The organism is Aeromonas sp. ASNIH7 (genome assembly GCF_002903485.1).
GTDB lineage: Bacteria > Pseudomonadota > Gammaproteobacteria > Enterobacterales > Aeromonadaceae > Aeromonas > Aeromonas caviae.
Genome location: NZ_CP026226.1, coordinates 1,533,880 through 1,547,754 on the forward strand (window position 1 = coordinate 1,533,880; position 13,875 = coordinate 1,547,754).

At 61.0% G+C, this 13,875-nt stretch carries 10 protein-coding genes and 6 tRNA genes; 3 read left to right on the top strand and 13 right to left on the bottom strand.

Annotation, left to right across the window (positions count from 1 at the left end; translation table 11 throughout):
* Positions 1–146: 146 nt before the first annotated feature.
* A complete protein-coding gene (gene pbpG, locus C2U47_RS07155) occupies positions 147–932 on the top strand; it encodes a D-alanyl-D-alanine endopeptidase (protein WP_010672955.1) in 786 nt (261 codons plus the stop codon).
* 329 nt (positions 933–1,261) lie between these two features.
* On the opposite strand, the gene C2U47_RS07160 is transcribed toward pbpG, so the two are convergent.
* The 12 genes from C2U47_RS07160 to pncC form a co-directional block, all read right to left on the bottom strand.
* Positions 1,262–1,338 (bottom strand) — tRNA-Arg (locus C2U47_RS07160).
* A gap of 27 nt (positions 1,339–1,365) precedes the next feature.
* Positions 1,366–1,442, bottom strand: a tRNA-Arg gene (locus C2U47_RS07165).
* Positions 1,443–1,469: 27 nt separating this feature from the next.
* A tRNA-Arg gene (locus C2U47_RS07170) sits at positions 1,470–1,546 on the bottom strand.
* Positions 1,547–1,571: 25 nt separating this feature from the next.
* A tRNA-Arg gene (locus C2U47_RS07175) sits at positions 1,572–1,648 on the bottom strand.
* Positions 1,649–1,742: 94 nt separating this feature from the next.
* Positions 1,743–1,819: transfer RNA gene (locus tag C2U47_RS07180), tRNA-Arg, on the bottom strand.
* Positions 1,820–1,823: 4 nt separating this feature from the next.
* A tRNA-Ser gene (locus tag C2U47_RS07185) sits at positions 1,824–1,916 on the bottom strand.
* A 212-nt stretch (positions 1,917–2,128) separates the two neighbouring features.
* Positions 2,129–2,317 carry a carbon storage regulator CsrA gene (csrA, locus tag C2U47_RS07190; protein WP_005315760.1) on the bottom strand — a complete coding sequence of 63 codons (189 nt, stop codon included), beginning with the start codon at positions 2,315–2,317 and terminating at the stop codon, positions 2,129–2,131.
* Positions 2,318–2,410: 93 nt separating this feature from the next.
* A complete protein-coding gene (locus C2U47_RS07195) occupies positions 2,411–3,658 on the bottom strand; it encodes an aspartate kinase (protein ID WP_010672822.1) in 1,248 nt (415 codons plus the stop codon).
* 16 nt (positions 3,659–3,674) lie between these two features.
* Entirely contained in the window at positions 3,675–6,299 is a 2,625-nt protein-coding gene (alaS, locus tag C2U47_RS07200; RefSeq protein ID WP_042864478.1) for an alanine--tRNA ligase, read from the bottom strand.
* A gap of 279 nt (positions 6,300–6,578) precedes the next feature.
* Complete coding sequence (locus C2U47_RS07205) at positions 6,579–7,085, bottom strand: regulatory protein RecX (RefSeq protein ID WP_042864479.1); 507 nt, start codon at positions 7,083–7,085, stop codon at positions 6,579–6,581.
* Positions 7,086–7,126: 41 nt separating this feature from the next.
* A complete protein-coding gene (gene recA, locus C2U47_RS07210; RefSeq protein WP_010672819.1) occupies positions 7,127–8,191 on the bottom strand; it encodes a recombinase RecA in 1,065 nt (354 codons plus the stop codon).
* Between the two features lie 80 nt (positions 8,192–8,271).
* A complete protein-coding gene (gene pncC / locus C2U47_RS07215; RefSeq protein WP_029313644.1) occupies positions 8,272–8,763 on the bottom strand; it encodes a nicotinamide-nucleotide amidase in 492 nt (163 codons plus the stop codon).
* A gap of 199 nt (positions 8,764–8,962) precedes the next feature.
* Here pncC and C2U47_RS07220 point away from each other — a divergent pair, with 199 nt between their 5' ends.
* Together C2U47_RS07220 and mutS are read left to right on the top strand one after the other, a co-directional pair.
* Positions 8,963–9,370 carry a Spy/CpxP family protein refolding chaperone gene (locus tag C2U47_RS07220; RefSeq protein ID WP_069784989.1) on the top strand — a complete coding sequence of 136 codons (408 nt, stop codon included), beginning with the start codon at positions 8,963–8,965 and terminating at the stop codon, positions 9,368–9,370.
* A 263-nt stretch (positions 9,371–9,633) separates the two neighbouring features.
* On the top strand, positions 9,634–12,204 hold the full coding sequence (gene mutS / locus C2U47_RS07225) for a DNA mismatch repair protein MutS (RefSeq protein ID WP_069784988.1): 2,571 nt from the start codon (positions 9,634–9,636) through the stop codon (positions 12,202–12,204).
* Positions 12,205–12,274: 70 nt separating this feature from the next.
* On the opposite strand, the gene C2U47_RS07230 is transcribed toward mutS, so the two are convergent.
* A complete protein-coding gene (locus C2U47_RS07230; RefSeq protein WP_069784987.1) occupies positions 12,275–13,873 on the bottom strand; it encodes a BCCT family transporter in 1,599 nt (532 codons plus the stop codon).
* Positions 13,874–13,875 lie beyond the last annotated feature (2 nt).

Sequence of the window (13,875 nt, forward strand, 5' to 3'; positions counted from 1 at the left end):
TTTTTATGGAAAATAGTGGCGAATTCCCCCTGCTCGCTCTTGTAAAGCAGGGGCAAAAATGAGTGAATCTAGCGCCTTTTTTCGCTGTGGATGGAGTTGGTTGTATGGGGTGTTGGATTCGCGCAATCGCGCTGGTAGGTGGATTGATGGGACTGCTGGGTTCGCAGACAGCCCTGGCGACCCCCGACCCGGCCAAGCTGCAGCTCAAATCGGGCAGTGCCCTGGTGATGGACGTCAACACCGGCAAGACCCTGTATCAGAAAAACCCCACCCGGGTGCGCCCCATCGCCTCCCTCACCAAGCTGATGACGGCGCTGGTGGTGCTGGATGCCCGCCAGAATCTCAATCAGACCCTGACCATTGATCAGAACGACAGGGACAACATCAAGCACACCTATTCACGGGTGCGCATGGGCACCCAGGTCAGCCGCCGCGACGCCCTGCATCTGGCCCTGATGTCCTCCGAGAACCGCATGGCCTCGGCGCTTGCCCGCCACTACCCGGGGGGTCGCCAGGCCTTCATCCGCGCCATGAACAACAAGGCCAGACAGCTCGGCATGCGCAACACCCGCTACTATGACTCCACCGGTCTCTCCACCCGCAACGTCTCCACCGCCCAGGATCTGGCCAAGCTCCTCTCTGCGGCCTATCGACAGCCGCTGATCCGTGAATTCACCCAGGACACCAGCAGGGAGATGCGCTTTCACAAGCCGGCCTACAGCCTGATGTTCAACAATACCAACCCCCTGGTGAAGAACCCGGACTGGGATGTACGCCTCTCCAAGACAGGCTATACCGACGAGGCGGGCCGCTGCCTGCTGATGCGTGCCAAACCGGATCGTCAGGAGCTCGCCATCGTACTGCTCAACTCGGTGGGCAAACGCACCCCTGTCGGGGATGCCAACCGCATCCGCAAGTGGCTGAAAAGCTGATTCTCTCAACGAAGACATGAAAGGATGCCGCGGCATCCTTTTTTATTGCCCGCCAAACGCCACAGCAGACCGCCAGAGGGCGCCAGCCCCGCACAGCATAGTGCGTTATGGTAAGGGCACCCAGGTCGCCACAGGCACGGCCACGGGATGCGTCAGCAGCCTGCCAGGCAAGATACGTCGAGAGTGGTTACCCAGGGGCACGTGCAGCCAGGGGGAACCGTCCCCCGTGGGGGCGTCAGGGAGAAGGATACGAGAGAGACAACCCCATGATGGGGAGGAGGAAATCGCCCATAAAAAAACAGCCCCGACTGACGTCGAGGCTGTCTGTATGGTGCGCCCGAGAGGATTCGAACCTCTGACCACCTGGTTCGTAGCCAGGTACTCTATCCAGCTGAGCTACGGGCGCTCACAACTTGTTGCACTGCTTGAAATATGGTGCGCCCGAGAGGATTCGAACCTCTGACCACCTGGTTCGTAGCCAGGTACTCTATCCAGCTGAGCTACGGGCGCTCATAAATTGTTGCACTGCTTGAAACATGGTGCGCCCGAGAGGATTCGAACCTCTGACCACCTGGTTCGTAGCCAGGTACTCTATCCAGCTGAGCTACGGGCGCTCATAAATCATTGTATTGCTTGAAATGGTGCGCCCGAGAGGATTCGAACCTCTGACCACCTGGTTCGTAGCCAGGTACTCTATCCAGCTGAGCTACGGGCGCCCTGTTTTCAAACGATAAAAAAAGCTTACTCAACAGTAAGCCTTCTTTAGTGCCGACTTGCTGATGGTCAACACATGACTCCAAGAGTCAAATATGGTGCGCCCGAGAGGATTCGAACCTCTGACCACCTGGTTCGTAGCCAGGTACTCTATCCAGCTGAGCTACGGGCGCAAAATGGCGGAGAAGGGGGGATTCGAACCCCCGATGCGGGTATAAGCCGCATACTCCCTTAGCAGGGGAGCGCCTTCAGCCTCTCGGCCACCTCTCCGTTTGCGGGGCTGATAATACTTCACAGGGATTTTTAGTCAAACACTTTTTTGGAGAAAACAGAGCGTTCGCTCAGCATTTGGCCAAAGAGTGGAATATTCAAGCAATATCGACACTTACCCAGTAGTTTCGCGCTCTGCAGGCCGATTTGCAGGCCCCTGAAAAACAAAAGGCGACATCCGGGATGTCGCCTTCAGGCAGCCATGAAATGGCTTAGAAATTCGGTTGGCCCGGGACTTTCTCGGCCTGTATCCGCATGTAGATCTCTTCGCGGTGTACGGAAACCTCTTTCGGTGCATTCACACCGATACGAACCTGGTTCCCTTTTACGCCCAGTACGGTAACGGTTACTTCGTCACCAATCATCAGGGTTTCCCCTACACGACGAGTCAAAATAAGCATTCGCTTGCTCCTGTATCCTGTTTTGTATTTATATCGATATGCGCCATTATCTTACAAAGATACCGATATGGTAAATGGTTGAAACTAAATCAATCAGGGATTGTTTCCCAAGGGCTGCTCATGAGGCTCTTGATCCAACCCGAACGCCGAGTGCAACGAACGCACGGCCAGCTCCAGGTACTTCTCGTCAATCACCACGGATATCTTGATTTCAGAGGTGGAGATCAGCTGCATGTTGATCCCTTCCTCACCCAATACCTTGAACATGGTGCGCGCTACACCAGGATGATTCCACATGCCGACCCCGACGATGGAGACCTTGGCGATCTCTCCGTTGCCCTGCACGCAGGCGGCCCCCAGCTCGCTGGCGGTCTCCTCCAGCAAGGCGCGGGCCCGGCGATAATCATCGCGATTCACCGTGAAGGTGAAGTCGGCGGTACCATCCCCCATGGTGTTCTGCACTATCATGTCGACATCTATGTTGGCGTCGCTGATCGGATTCAGGATCTGCGCGGCCACGGTCGGCCTGTCCGGCACACCCAGAATGGTCAGGCTGGCCTCGTTGCGATTGAACGCAATGCCGGATACCAGGGGTGCTTCCATCCTCTCACCTCCATATGTGATTAAGGTTCCCTCTCCGTCGACGAAACTCGACAGCACCCTTAGCGGCACGCGGTACTTGCCCGCGAACTCGACCGAACGGATCTGCAACACCTTGGCTCCGAGACTCGCCATCTCGAGCATCTCCTCGAAGGTGATGGTATCGAGGCGACGCGCCTTGGGCTCGATGCGCGGATCCGTGGTATACACCCCGTCCACATCGGTAAAGATCTGGCACTCATCGGCCTTGATGGCCGCAGCCACGGCCACCGCGGTGGTATCCGACCCCCCTCGGCCCAGGGTAGTGATGGCATTGTGCTCATCGCGCCCCTGGAAACCGGCGATCACCACCACCTTGCCGGCACCGAGTGCGGCTTCCACCTGCTCGGTGTCGATACGGGTGATGCGCGCCTTGCCATAGGCGGAGTCGGTGTGGATGCGGACCTGATCACCGGTCATCGAGACTGCGGGGCAACCGCGCTTGTTGAGCGCAATCGCCAGCAGTGCAATAGTGACCTGCTCACCGGTGGAGATCAGCACATCCATCTCGCGCCGGTTGGCATCCTGGTCCAGCTGCTGGGCCATGCCCAGCAACCGGTTGGTTTCGCCCGACATGGCGGAGACCACCACCACCACGTCATGTCCCTGGGCACGGGTCAGTTGAACCCGCTCAGCAACTGCCTCGATCCGCTCAAGCGTGCCGACCGAGGTGCCACCGTACTTCTGTACATAGAGTGCCACAGATCACCTCGCCCGCTTACAGGCGCTCTTCCAGCCAGGAGTGAACGGATTGCAGCGCCGCCGGCACCGCCTCAGGCTGGGTACCACCCGCCTGTGCCATGTCGGGACGACCACCGCCCTTGCCACCCACCTGCTGGGCCACCAGATTGACCAGCTCACCAGCTTTGACTTTGCCGGTCAGGTCATTGGTCACGCCCGCGATCAGGTTGACCTTGCCATCACTGCTGGTTGCCAGCAGCACGACACCGGATTTCATCTGGTTCTTCAGCTCGTCCAGCATGCCGCGCAGGGATTTGGGGTCGACCCCTTCCAGGGCGGCAACCAGCACCTTCTGGCCATTGATGTCGATGACCTGGCTCAGCAGGTCGTTACCCGCCTGCGCCGCCAGCTTGGCCTTGAGCTGTTCCAGCTCGCGCTCCATCATCTTGGCCTTGTCCAGTACCTGACGAACCTTGTCGGCGATGGAGAACTGATCGCCCTTCACCAACGCGGCAGCCTCTTCGATCTGTTCACCCAGCTGGTGCATCAGATCGATGGCGCTCTTGCCGGTGACCGCTTCGATACGGCGCACGCCAGCCGCGATGCCGCTCTCGGCGATGATCTTGAAGAAGCCGATGTCACCGGTGCGCTTGGCATGAGTACCGCCGCACAGCTCGGTGGAGTAGTCGCCCATGCGTACCACACGCACATCGTCTTCATATTTCTCGCCAAACAGCGCCATGGCACCGGCTGACTTGGCCTCTTCCAGCCCCATCAGCTGGGTGGCCACCTCGTGGTTGGCACGGATCTGGGCGTTGACGAGCTCCTCGATCCGGCGAATGGTCGCCATGGTCAGCCCTTCGAAGTGGGAGAAGTCGAAGCGCATGCGCTCGGCGCCCACCAGGGATCCTTTCTGGGTCACGTGCTCACCCAGCGCCTGGCGCAAGGCAGCGTGCAGCAGGTGAGTCACGGAGTGGTTAAGGGCGATGGCCTGACGACGGTCGCCATCGACCACGGCCTCGACCTCGGCTCCCTTCTCCAGGGTACCCAGTTCCAGATAGCCCTTGTGGATGATCGCCTTGCCCGCTTTCTGGGTGTCGGTGACGGCGAAGATGCCGTCATCCACCTTGAGGATTCCGCTGTCACCCACCTGACCGCCGGACTCCGCATAGAAGGGGGTCTCCGCCAGCACGATCACTGCCTCTTCACCGGCGATAAGGCCATTGACCTCGACACCATCCTTGTAGATACCGACCACCTGGGTGTTCTGGCTCAGCTGTTTGTAACCGGTAAAGGGGGTCTCGAAATCGAGCTTCAGCACGTCGTTGTAGTTCACGCCGAAACTGGAAGCCTCTTTCGCGCGGGCGCGCTGCTTCTCCATCTCGGCCTTGAAGCCCTCTTCGTCGATGCCGATCTCGCGCTCGCGCACCACATCGGCGGTCAGGTCGGCCGGGAAGCCGTAAGTGTCATAGAGCTTGAACACCACTTCACCCGGGATAACCTTGGCATCACCGAGGTTGGCCAGGACGTCTTCCAGCAGCAGCAGACCTCTGTCCAGCGTGCGGACGAACTGCTCCTCCTCGATGCGCAGCACTCGCTCGACCAGCGACAGCTGGGCGATCAGTTCCGCCGCCACATCCTTCATCTGCACGGCCAGCTCGGCAGCCAGCTTGTAGAAGAAGACGTCGGTAGCACCCAGCTTGCGGCCGTGACGCACGGCGCGGCGGATGATGCGGCGCAGCACGTAGCCGCGACCTTCATTGGAGGGCATGACACCGTCAGCCACCAGGAAGGCGCAGGAACGGATGTGGTCCGCGATGACGCGCAGGGACTGGTTGCTCAGATCCGTGGTGCCGACAATCTCGGCCGCCTTCTTGATCAACGCCTGGAAGATGTCGATCTCATAGTTGGAGTGCACCCCCTGCATGATGGCGGAGATACGCTCCAGACCCATGCCGGTATCCACGGACGGACGGGGCAGCGGCTCCATGGTGCCGTCAGCCTGACGGTTGAACTGCATGAAGACCACGTTCCAGATCTCGATGAAGCGGTCGCCATCCTCTTCCGGTGAACCGGGAGGGCCACCCCAGATGTGATCGCCGTGGTCGTAGAAGATCTCTGTGCAGGGACCACATGGGCCGGTATCGCCCATGGCCCAGAAGTTGTCGGATGCATAAGGAGCACCCTTGTTGTCACCGATGCGCACGATGCGATCGGCCGGCACGCCGACCTCTTTTTCCCAGATGTCGAAGGCTTCGTCGTCAGTCGCGTAGACGGTCACCAACAGGCGCTCTTTGGGCAGCTTGAGGGTACCGGTCAGGAATTCCCATGCAAACCGGATAGCGTCCTGTTTGAAGTAGTCACCGAAGCTGAAGTTGCCCAGCATCTCGAAGAAGGTATGGTGACGGGCGGTATAGCCGACGTTTTCCAGGTCATTGTGCTTGCCGCCAGCCCGCACGCAACGCTGGGCCGTGGTGGCACGGTGATAGGCACGCTTGTCGGCGCCAAGGAACACGTCCTTGAACTGGTTCATCCCTGCGTTGGTGAACAGCAGGGTCGGATCGTTGTGCGGTACCAGCGAGCTGGAAGAGACAACCTGGTGTCCCTGAGTGCGGAAATACTCGAGAAACGCAGCGCGAATCTCTGACGTGGACATGTACATGGAAAATCCTGCTTGATTCGAATACGAACTTTTAACCGCATTAATGTAAGTTTTCTGCAGGGTAAAGTAAAACGTGGGGACCCTTGACGGGTGAAATAGCCCCCAAGGGGCCAGCGTTTGACAGCAGCACCCACAAGCACGTCGCAACAGGGGGGCTTCGGGATGCCTCGCTCGACCACAGGGCCGCCATCGACAGACCTGGCGAAGGGCTGATATTCCCCACCAGCCGCACCGCACACCAAGGGGAATCCTGCCCATAGGTCCAGCCTCGGTGCGCCACTATTGCTCGCCTTGCATGGCTGAGAGGGCGTAACGGGCTTGTTCCTGGGTAAAACCACGCCCCATCAGATATTTGAGCCACTTCATGCGCAGTTTGAAGTCGGCAAGGTCGGTCGCCTTTGCCCGACGCGACAACAACGCAAGCGCCAGTTCGAACCAATCGAGCTCGGGTTGATCCAGGGCAGCCTCGATCTGGGTGTCATCCAGCCCCTTGCGGCGCAGGTCGAAGCGGATCCTGAGCGGACCATGGCCTTTGGCCGCACCAGCCCGCACCGCCATGGCACCGTAACGATCGTCATTGACCCAGCCATAGCCACGGCAATGGTCGAGTACAACGGCGACCACCTCCTCCTCGAATCCCTTCTGACGCAGGCGTCTGGCCAGATCCGACTCGGCACTTTCGCGACGGGCCAGACTGCGCATGGCGTAGGCACGGGCGGCCGCCAGCTGCTCTTCAAAGGTCAATTCGACGGGCTCGCCCGTTCCGTTCACAGATTCATCCGCCATAAACAACAAGGCCGGGTATCAACCCGGCCTTTCCTCATTCCTTATTCGAACTCTTGTTCGTTTTCAGCTTCAAACTCGTCGTATTCGGCAGCCGTGGCCTTCTCTTCCACCGGCGCGGCGCCGGAGAGCAGCAGCTCGCGCAGCTTCACTTCCACCTCGGCAGCCAGTGCCTTGTTTTCGGAGAAGAGCTTCATCACGTTGGCTTTGCCCTGGCCGATCTTCTCGCCGTTGTAGCTGTACCAGGCGCCCGCCTTGTCGATCAGCTTGTGCTTGACGCCGAGATCCACCAGTTCGCCCTCCTTGGAGATACCGGCACCATAGAAGATCTGGAACTCAGCCTGCTTGAAGGGTGGCGCCACCTTGTTCTTGACGACCTTGACGCGGGTCTCGTTACCGACCACTTCGTCACCCTCCTTGATGGCGCCGGTACGACGGATGTCCAGGCGCACGGAGGCGTAGAACTTGAGCGCGTTACCACCGGTGGTGGTCTCCGGGCTGCCGAACATGACGCCAATCTTCATCCGGATCTGGTTGATGAAGATACACAGGCAGTTGGCGTTCTTGATGTTGGCGGTCAATTTACGCAGCGCCTGGGACATCAGACGAGCCTGCAGGCCGACGTGGGAGTCACCCATTTCGCCTTCGATTTCCGCTTTCGGGGTCAGGGCCGCCACGGAGTCGACGATGATGACGTCGACGGCATTGGAGCGCACCAGCATGTCGCAAATCTCCAGTGCCTGTTCACCGGTATCCGGCTGGGAGATGAGCAGGTCGTCGACGTTGACGCCCAGCTTGGCGGCATAGATAGGATCCAGTGCGTGCTCCGCATCGACGAAGGCACAGGTCTTGCCCTTCTTCTGGGCTTCGGCGATCACCTGCAGGGTCAGCGTAGTTTTACCGGAGGATTCCGGACCGTAGATCTCGACGATACGACCGCACGGCAGACCACCGATCCCCAGCGCCACGTCCAGAGAGAGGGAGCCGGTGGAGATGGCTTCGATATCCATGGTCTTGCTGTCGCCCAGACGCATGATGGAGCCTTTGCCAAACTGCTTTTCGATCTGGCCCAGCGCAGCCGCCAGTGCCTTCTGTTTGTTCTGATCCATGCCAATCTCCGCTGGGAATCGTGAGTAAGAAGTGAAGTTGGGCTAAGTATACTGTTTATGCATACAGTATCAAGCCCAATTTATTTGAGCAGTGCCAGGAGTCCGGACAAGGCCTGTCTGACCGCCTGCTGGCGCACCTGATGGCGATCCCCATCGAAACGTGCGAGCAGGGAGTGGTGACGACCGGTACGATCTGCCCAGGCAAACCAGACAGTGCCGACCGGTTTCTCCTCGCTGCCACCACCAGGCCCGGCGATACCGCTGATGGCCACGCAGATACCCGCATCGGAGCGAGCCAGGCAGCCCCGGGTCATCTCCAGCACCACGGGTTCGCTGACGGCGCCGTGGCGCAACAGGCTGTCGATGCTGACGCCGAGCATCTGCTGTTTGGCTTCGTTGGTGTAGGTCACGAAACCGCGATCGAACCAGGCCGAGCTGCCGGCAGTATCCGTGATGGCAGTGGCAACCCCGCCACCGGTGCAGGATTCCGCCGTGGCGGCCAGCCAGCCTCTGGCCAGCAATGCCTCGCCCAGTTCCCGGGATAAGCGGGAGATCTCTGCTTCAAGTCCCATCATCGCGTCCTCTTCCGGCCTCTTCCAGGCGAAATATGGCGCTCATTATGCAGTTGCCCCGCCCCTCGGGCAACCGACCCCGGGGCCACTGCGTCAGCAAGTTGTCGTCGCTTAAGCTCCAGTACATGGCTGCTCATTATCATGCTCCAACACCGCCATGCATGCGGTATCCATCCCATCAGACCAAGGAGAAAGCCGGATGAAGCATCCGTTCAACGTCGCCATGACAGCCCTCGCAATGTGTATCGCCACCCATGCCTTTGCCACCGAGGGCACCGCCGAGCTGCAGAGCGAGACCACCCTGGCCCAGGAGCTGAACCTCTCCAGCGCGCAGGTGGAGCAGATCCAGGGGCTGCGCGAGCAGGCCACCAGGGAGCTGGGCTCAATCAAGCTCGACGCAATCGGCCAGGACGTCATCGCCAACATGATCAAATCCGGCAAATGGGATGAAGTGGCGGCGAGAAAGCAGTTGCAGACCATCAGCGACGTACAGGCCGAGGCCCGCTACCATCGCGCCCACTACCTGTTCGAGGTGAGCCGGGTGCTGACGCCCGAGCAGAAAGCCAAACTGCACGAGATGCTGAGCGGCGACGAAGCCATGTACTGAGGGTGACACTCTCCCCATCTCTCCCATCCCCGTATCCGTGCGGGGATGCTATTTCTCCTCCCCCATGCCTCTTCTGGGCCAGGCTCCCCCCAGGCCACTCTGGTCAGCATCAGCCGGATGCACAGATCCGCGACGGGACGCCAGCTTTGCCCCCAAGACGGAGATTCCTCCTCACCATCTTGCCTCGAGCATGTAGAATGGCCCCCAGATTCAGACCCATGACGGCAGACGTTTGCCCGCAAGAGCACCTTCTGGAATAGCACATGACAGCACAATACCAAGCGCCAGGCGCCAACTTGAGCGCCCATACCCCCATGATGCAGCAGTATCTGACCCTCAAGGCCGAGAACCCGGAGATCCTGCTGTTTTATCGCATGGGTGACTTCTACGAGCTCTTCTACGACGACGCCCGCAAGGCCTCCCAGCTGCTCGACATCTCCCTGACCAAGCGCGGCCAGTCGGCCGGCAGCCCCATCCCGATGGCCGGGGTGCCCTATCACGCCATCGAGGGGTATCTCGCCAAGCTGGTACAGCTCGGCGAATCGGCCGCCATCTGCGAGCAGGTGGGGGACCCCGCCACCAGCAAGGGGCCGGTGGAGCGCAAGGTCATTCGCATCATCACCCCGGGTACCGTCTCCGACGAGGCGCTGCTCAGCGAGCGGCAGGACAACCTGATCGCCGCCGTCTACCACGATGGCCGCCGCTTCGGTTACGGCACCATGGACATCGGCTCCGGCCGCTTCTTCATCAACCAGTTCGAGAAAGAAGAGACCCTGCTGGCGGAGCTGCAACGCACCAATCCGGCGGAGCTCCTCTACCCCGAATCGTTCGCCTTCCTGCACCATGTCGAGGGTCGCCGCGGTCTGCGCCGCCGCCCGGAGTGGGAGTTCGAGCTCGGCACCGCCCGCAAGCTCTTGTGCCAGCAGTTCGGCACCCAGGATCTGGTGGGCTTTGGGGTCGAGCAGAGCGAGACCGCCCTGTGCGCCGCCGGCTGCCTGATGCAGTACGTGAAAGACACCCAGCGCACCGCCCTGCCCCACATTCGCAGCGTGCGCCTGGAGCAGCCCGATCATGCGGTCATCATGGATGCCGCCACCCGCCGCAATCTGGAGCTGACCCAGAATCTGGCCGGCGGTCACGACAACACCCTCTCCGCCGTGCTCGATTGCACCGCCACGCCGATGGGCAGCCGCCTGCTCAAGCGCTGGATCCACCAGCCGATCCGCGATCGGGTGATCCTCAAAGGTCGCCAGAGCACCATCAAGGAGCTCATCGAGCAGAACCTCTATGACGAGCTGGGCGGTTTGCTGCGCCAGGTCGGCGATGTGGAGCGGGTGCTGGCGCGCCTCGCCCTGCGCAGTGCCCGCCCGCGCGATCTCACCCGGCTGCGGCAGGCTTTCGCTCAGCTGCCCGAGTTGCAGCGGCTGCTGGCGGAGAGCGAGCACGAGGCGGTGCAGCAGCTGCGCGAGCGGGCCAGCACCTTCCCCGAGCTGCTGGACCTGCTGGAGCGTGCCGTGATGGAGGTGCCGCCGGTGCTCATCCGCGATGGCGGCGTCATCCGTGAAGGGTTCAATCAGGAGCTGGACGAGCTGCGGGATCTGGCCAATGGCGCCACCGCCAGCCTGGCCCGCATCGAGGAGCGGGAGAAGGCGCTCACCGGCATCAACACCCTCAAGGTGGGCTACAACAAGGTGCACGGCTTCTACATCGAGGTGAGCCGCGCCAACAGCCACCTGGTGCCGGCCCACTACATCCGCCGCCAGACGCTGAAAAACAACGAGCGCTACATCATCGATGAGCTGAAGAAGTACGAGGACAAGGTGCTCACCGCCCAGGCCCAGGCGCTGGCGCTGGAAAAACGTCTCTATGAAGAGCTGCTCGACGCCCTGCTGCCGCATCTGGGCGATCTGCAGGAGTCTGCTGCCGCACTGGCGGAGCTGGACGTGCTGGCCAACCTGGCGGAGCGGGCAGAGACCCTCGACTATCGCTGCCCCACACTCATCGACGAGGATCAGATCCTCATCGAGGCGGGCCGCCATCCGGTGGTGGAGCAGGTGATGACCGACCCCTTTATCGCCAACCCGATACGGCTGGAGCGGGAGCGGCGGATGCTGATCATCACCGGCCCCAACATGGGCGGTAAATCCACTTACATGCGCCAGACCGCGCTCATCGTGCTGCTGGCCCATATCGGCGCATTCGTGCCCGCCGACAGCGCCCGCATCGGCCCCATCGACCGCATCTTCACCCGCATCGGAGCGTCGGATGATCTCGCCTCCGGCCGCTCCACCTTTATGGTGGAGATGACCGAGACTGCCAATATCCTCAACAACGCCACCGCCCGCAGTCTGGTGCTGATGGACGAGATTGGCCGCGGCACCAGCACCTACGACGGCCTCTCCCTGGCGTGGGCCTGCGCCGAGCAGCTGGCAAGCAAGATTGGCGCCTACACCCTGTTCGCCACCCACTACTTCGAGCTGACCCGCCTGCCCGAGCTGATGAGCGGGCTGGCCAACGTCCACCTGGATGCGGTGGAGCACGGCGACACCATCGCCTTCATGCACGCAGTACAGGAAGGCGCGGCCAGCCGCTCCTACGGCCTGCAGGTTGCCGCACTGGCCGGGGTGCCGAAATCGGTGATCCACCAGGCCCGCCACAAGCTGCATGAGCTGGAGAGTGCCACTCCGGTCGCCGCCGGCGAAAGCCGTCCGGCTCCGGTCACTCTCGCCCCGCAACCCCATCCTGTGGTGGAGAAGCTGGCAGCAGTTCGCCCGGACGAGCTGACCCCGCGACAGGCCCTTGACCTGCTCTATCGACTCAAGCAGATGCTGTAGCTACCGACCGCCGAACAGGCATGAAAAAGGGGAACCGCGAGGTTCCCCTTTCGTTTGACCGAACCTGTCATCAGCCCGGACCGATGCGATCCATCAGGCTCAGATTGACCGACCCCGGATGGCGCTTGAGCTTCTGCCTGTATTCGAACTGGTGCTGGCTCTCCTGTTTGAGCCCCTGCATCAGGGAATAGCACATGGCCAGCATGATGACCGAGAAGGGCAGCGCGGCGATGATGCTGGCGGCCTGCAGGGCGGCAAGCCCGCCGGAGACCAGCAGAATGGCCGCGACCAGCCCCTGCCCCAGTCCCCAGATGGCGCGGTGCAGCACCGGGGGATCCTGATCGCCGATGGAGAGCAGCGTCGTAATCACGAGCGTGCCAGAGTCGCTGGAGGTGATGAAGTAGGCGCAGATAAGCAGGGTCAGCACCCCCTTGGCAATCCAGCCGAAGGTCTCCCAGTGCAGCAGTTCCACCGTCTTGTAGAGCGCCATGGTGACATCCTGATTGACCGCTTCCACCACGCCGCCGCCACCGAACAGCTCCAGGTTCATGGCAGTCCCGCCGAACACGGTGAGCCAGAGCATGCCGAGCAGGGAGGGCACCAGCAGGACACCGAGCACGAATTCACGAATCGTGCGTCCCTTGGAGATGCGGGCGATGAACATGCCGACAAAGGGTGCCCACGCAATCCACCAGCCCCAGTAAAATGCTGTCCAGCTAGACTGCCAGGCCGAGGTACCGTTGGCTTCGGTATTGGTCCAGAAGCTCAGCTTGACGATGTTCTGCAGGTAATCACCGATGTTCTGCACATAGGCGTTGAGGATGTAGGTGGTTGGCCCCAGCACCAGGAAGAGGCCAAGCACGAACACGCTCAACCAGATATTGAGTTCGGAGAGGATCTTCACCCCGCGCCCGACACCGGAGATGGCCGACAGGGTGGCAATCAGGCTGATGCCACCGATGAGCCAGAGCTGGTTCGCTTGTGACACGCCCATCCCGAACATCTGGTTGAGGCCGGTGTTCATCTGGGAGACGCCCAGCCCAAGGGAGGTCGCCACCCCGAACACGGTACCGAACACCGCCAGCACGTCGGCGGCATGGCCCCAGAAGCCGTAGATGCGATCGCCAAGAATGGGGTAGAGCACGGAGCGGATGGCCAGCGGCAACTTGCGCCGGTAGCTGAAGAAGGCCAGCGACAGGCCGACGATCACATAGATGGCCCAGGGGTGCAGACCCCAGTGGAAGAAGGTGAGGCGCATGGCGATCTGGGCCGCTTCCGGCGTCATGCCTTCGGTGATGAAGGGGTTGCCCTGCAGGTGATACATGGGCTCGGCGATGCTCCAGAACACCAGGCCTATGCCCATGCCTGCGCTGAACAGCATGGAGAACCAGGCAAAGTAGCCAAACTCCGGTACCTGGTCGTCGTCGCCCAGCCGGATGCTGCCAAAGCGGCTGAACATCAGGTAGACGGCGAAGAACAGGAACAGGGCGACCACCAGGATGTAATACCACTTGAAGCCAGCAATGATGGTGTCCTTGGCCCCGGTAAACCAGGTGCCTGCGGTATCCGGATCAAAGACGCCGAACAGCAGGAAGAGGGTCACGACGGTGAGGGCCGTCATGGCCATGGTGGGATTGAGGCCTTTCAAAAGCCCTTTGGTTGCTCGCATCG

Excerpts from the sequence above, each read along its gene's own strand:
- C2U47_RS07230 (WP_069784987.1), bottom strand. The coding sequence starts at position 13,873 with ATGCGAGCAACCAAAGGGCTTTTGAAAGGCCTCAATCCCACCATGGCC.
- csrA (WP_005315760.1), bottom strand. The coding sequence starts at position 2,317 with ATGCTTATTTTGACTCGTCGTGTAGGGGAAACCCTGATGATTGGTGAC.
- pbpG (WP_010672955.1), top strand. The coding sequence starts at position 147 with ATGGGACTGCTGGGTTCGCAGACAGCCCTGGCGACCCCCGACCCGGCC.
- C2U47_RS07220 (WP_069784989.1), top strand. The coding sequence starts at position 8,963 with ATGAAGCATCCGTTCAACGTCGCCATGACAGCCCTCGCAATGTGTATC.
- mutS (WP_069784988.1), top strand. The coding sequence starts at position 9,634 with ATGACAGCACAATACCAAGCGCCAGGCGCCAACTTGAGCGCCCATACC.
- C2U47_RS07205 (WP_042864479.1), bottom strand. The coding sequence starts at position 7,085 with ATGGCGGATGAATCTGTGAACGGAACGGGCGAGCCCGTCGAATTGACC.
- pncC (WP_029313644.1), bottom strand. The coding sequence starts at position 8,763 with ATGGGACTTGAAGCAGAGATCTCCCGCTTATCCCGGGAACTGGGCGAG.
- recA (WP_010672819.1), bottom strand. The coding sequence starts at position 8,191 with ATGGATCAGAACAAACAGAAGGCACTGGCGGCTGCGCTGGGCCAGATC.
- alaS (WP_042864478.1), bottom strand. The coding sequence starts at position 6,299 with ATGTACATGTCCACGTCAGAGATTCGCGCTGCGTTTCTCGAGTATTTC.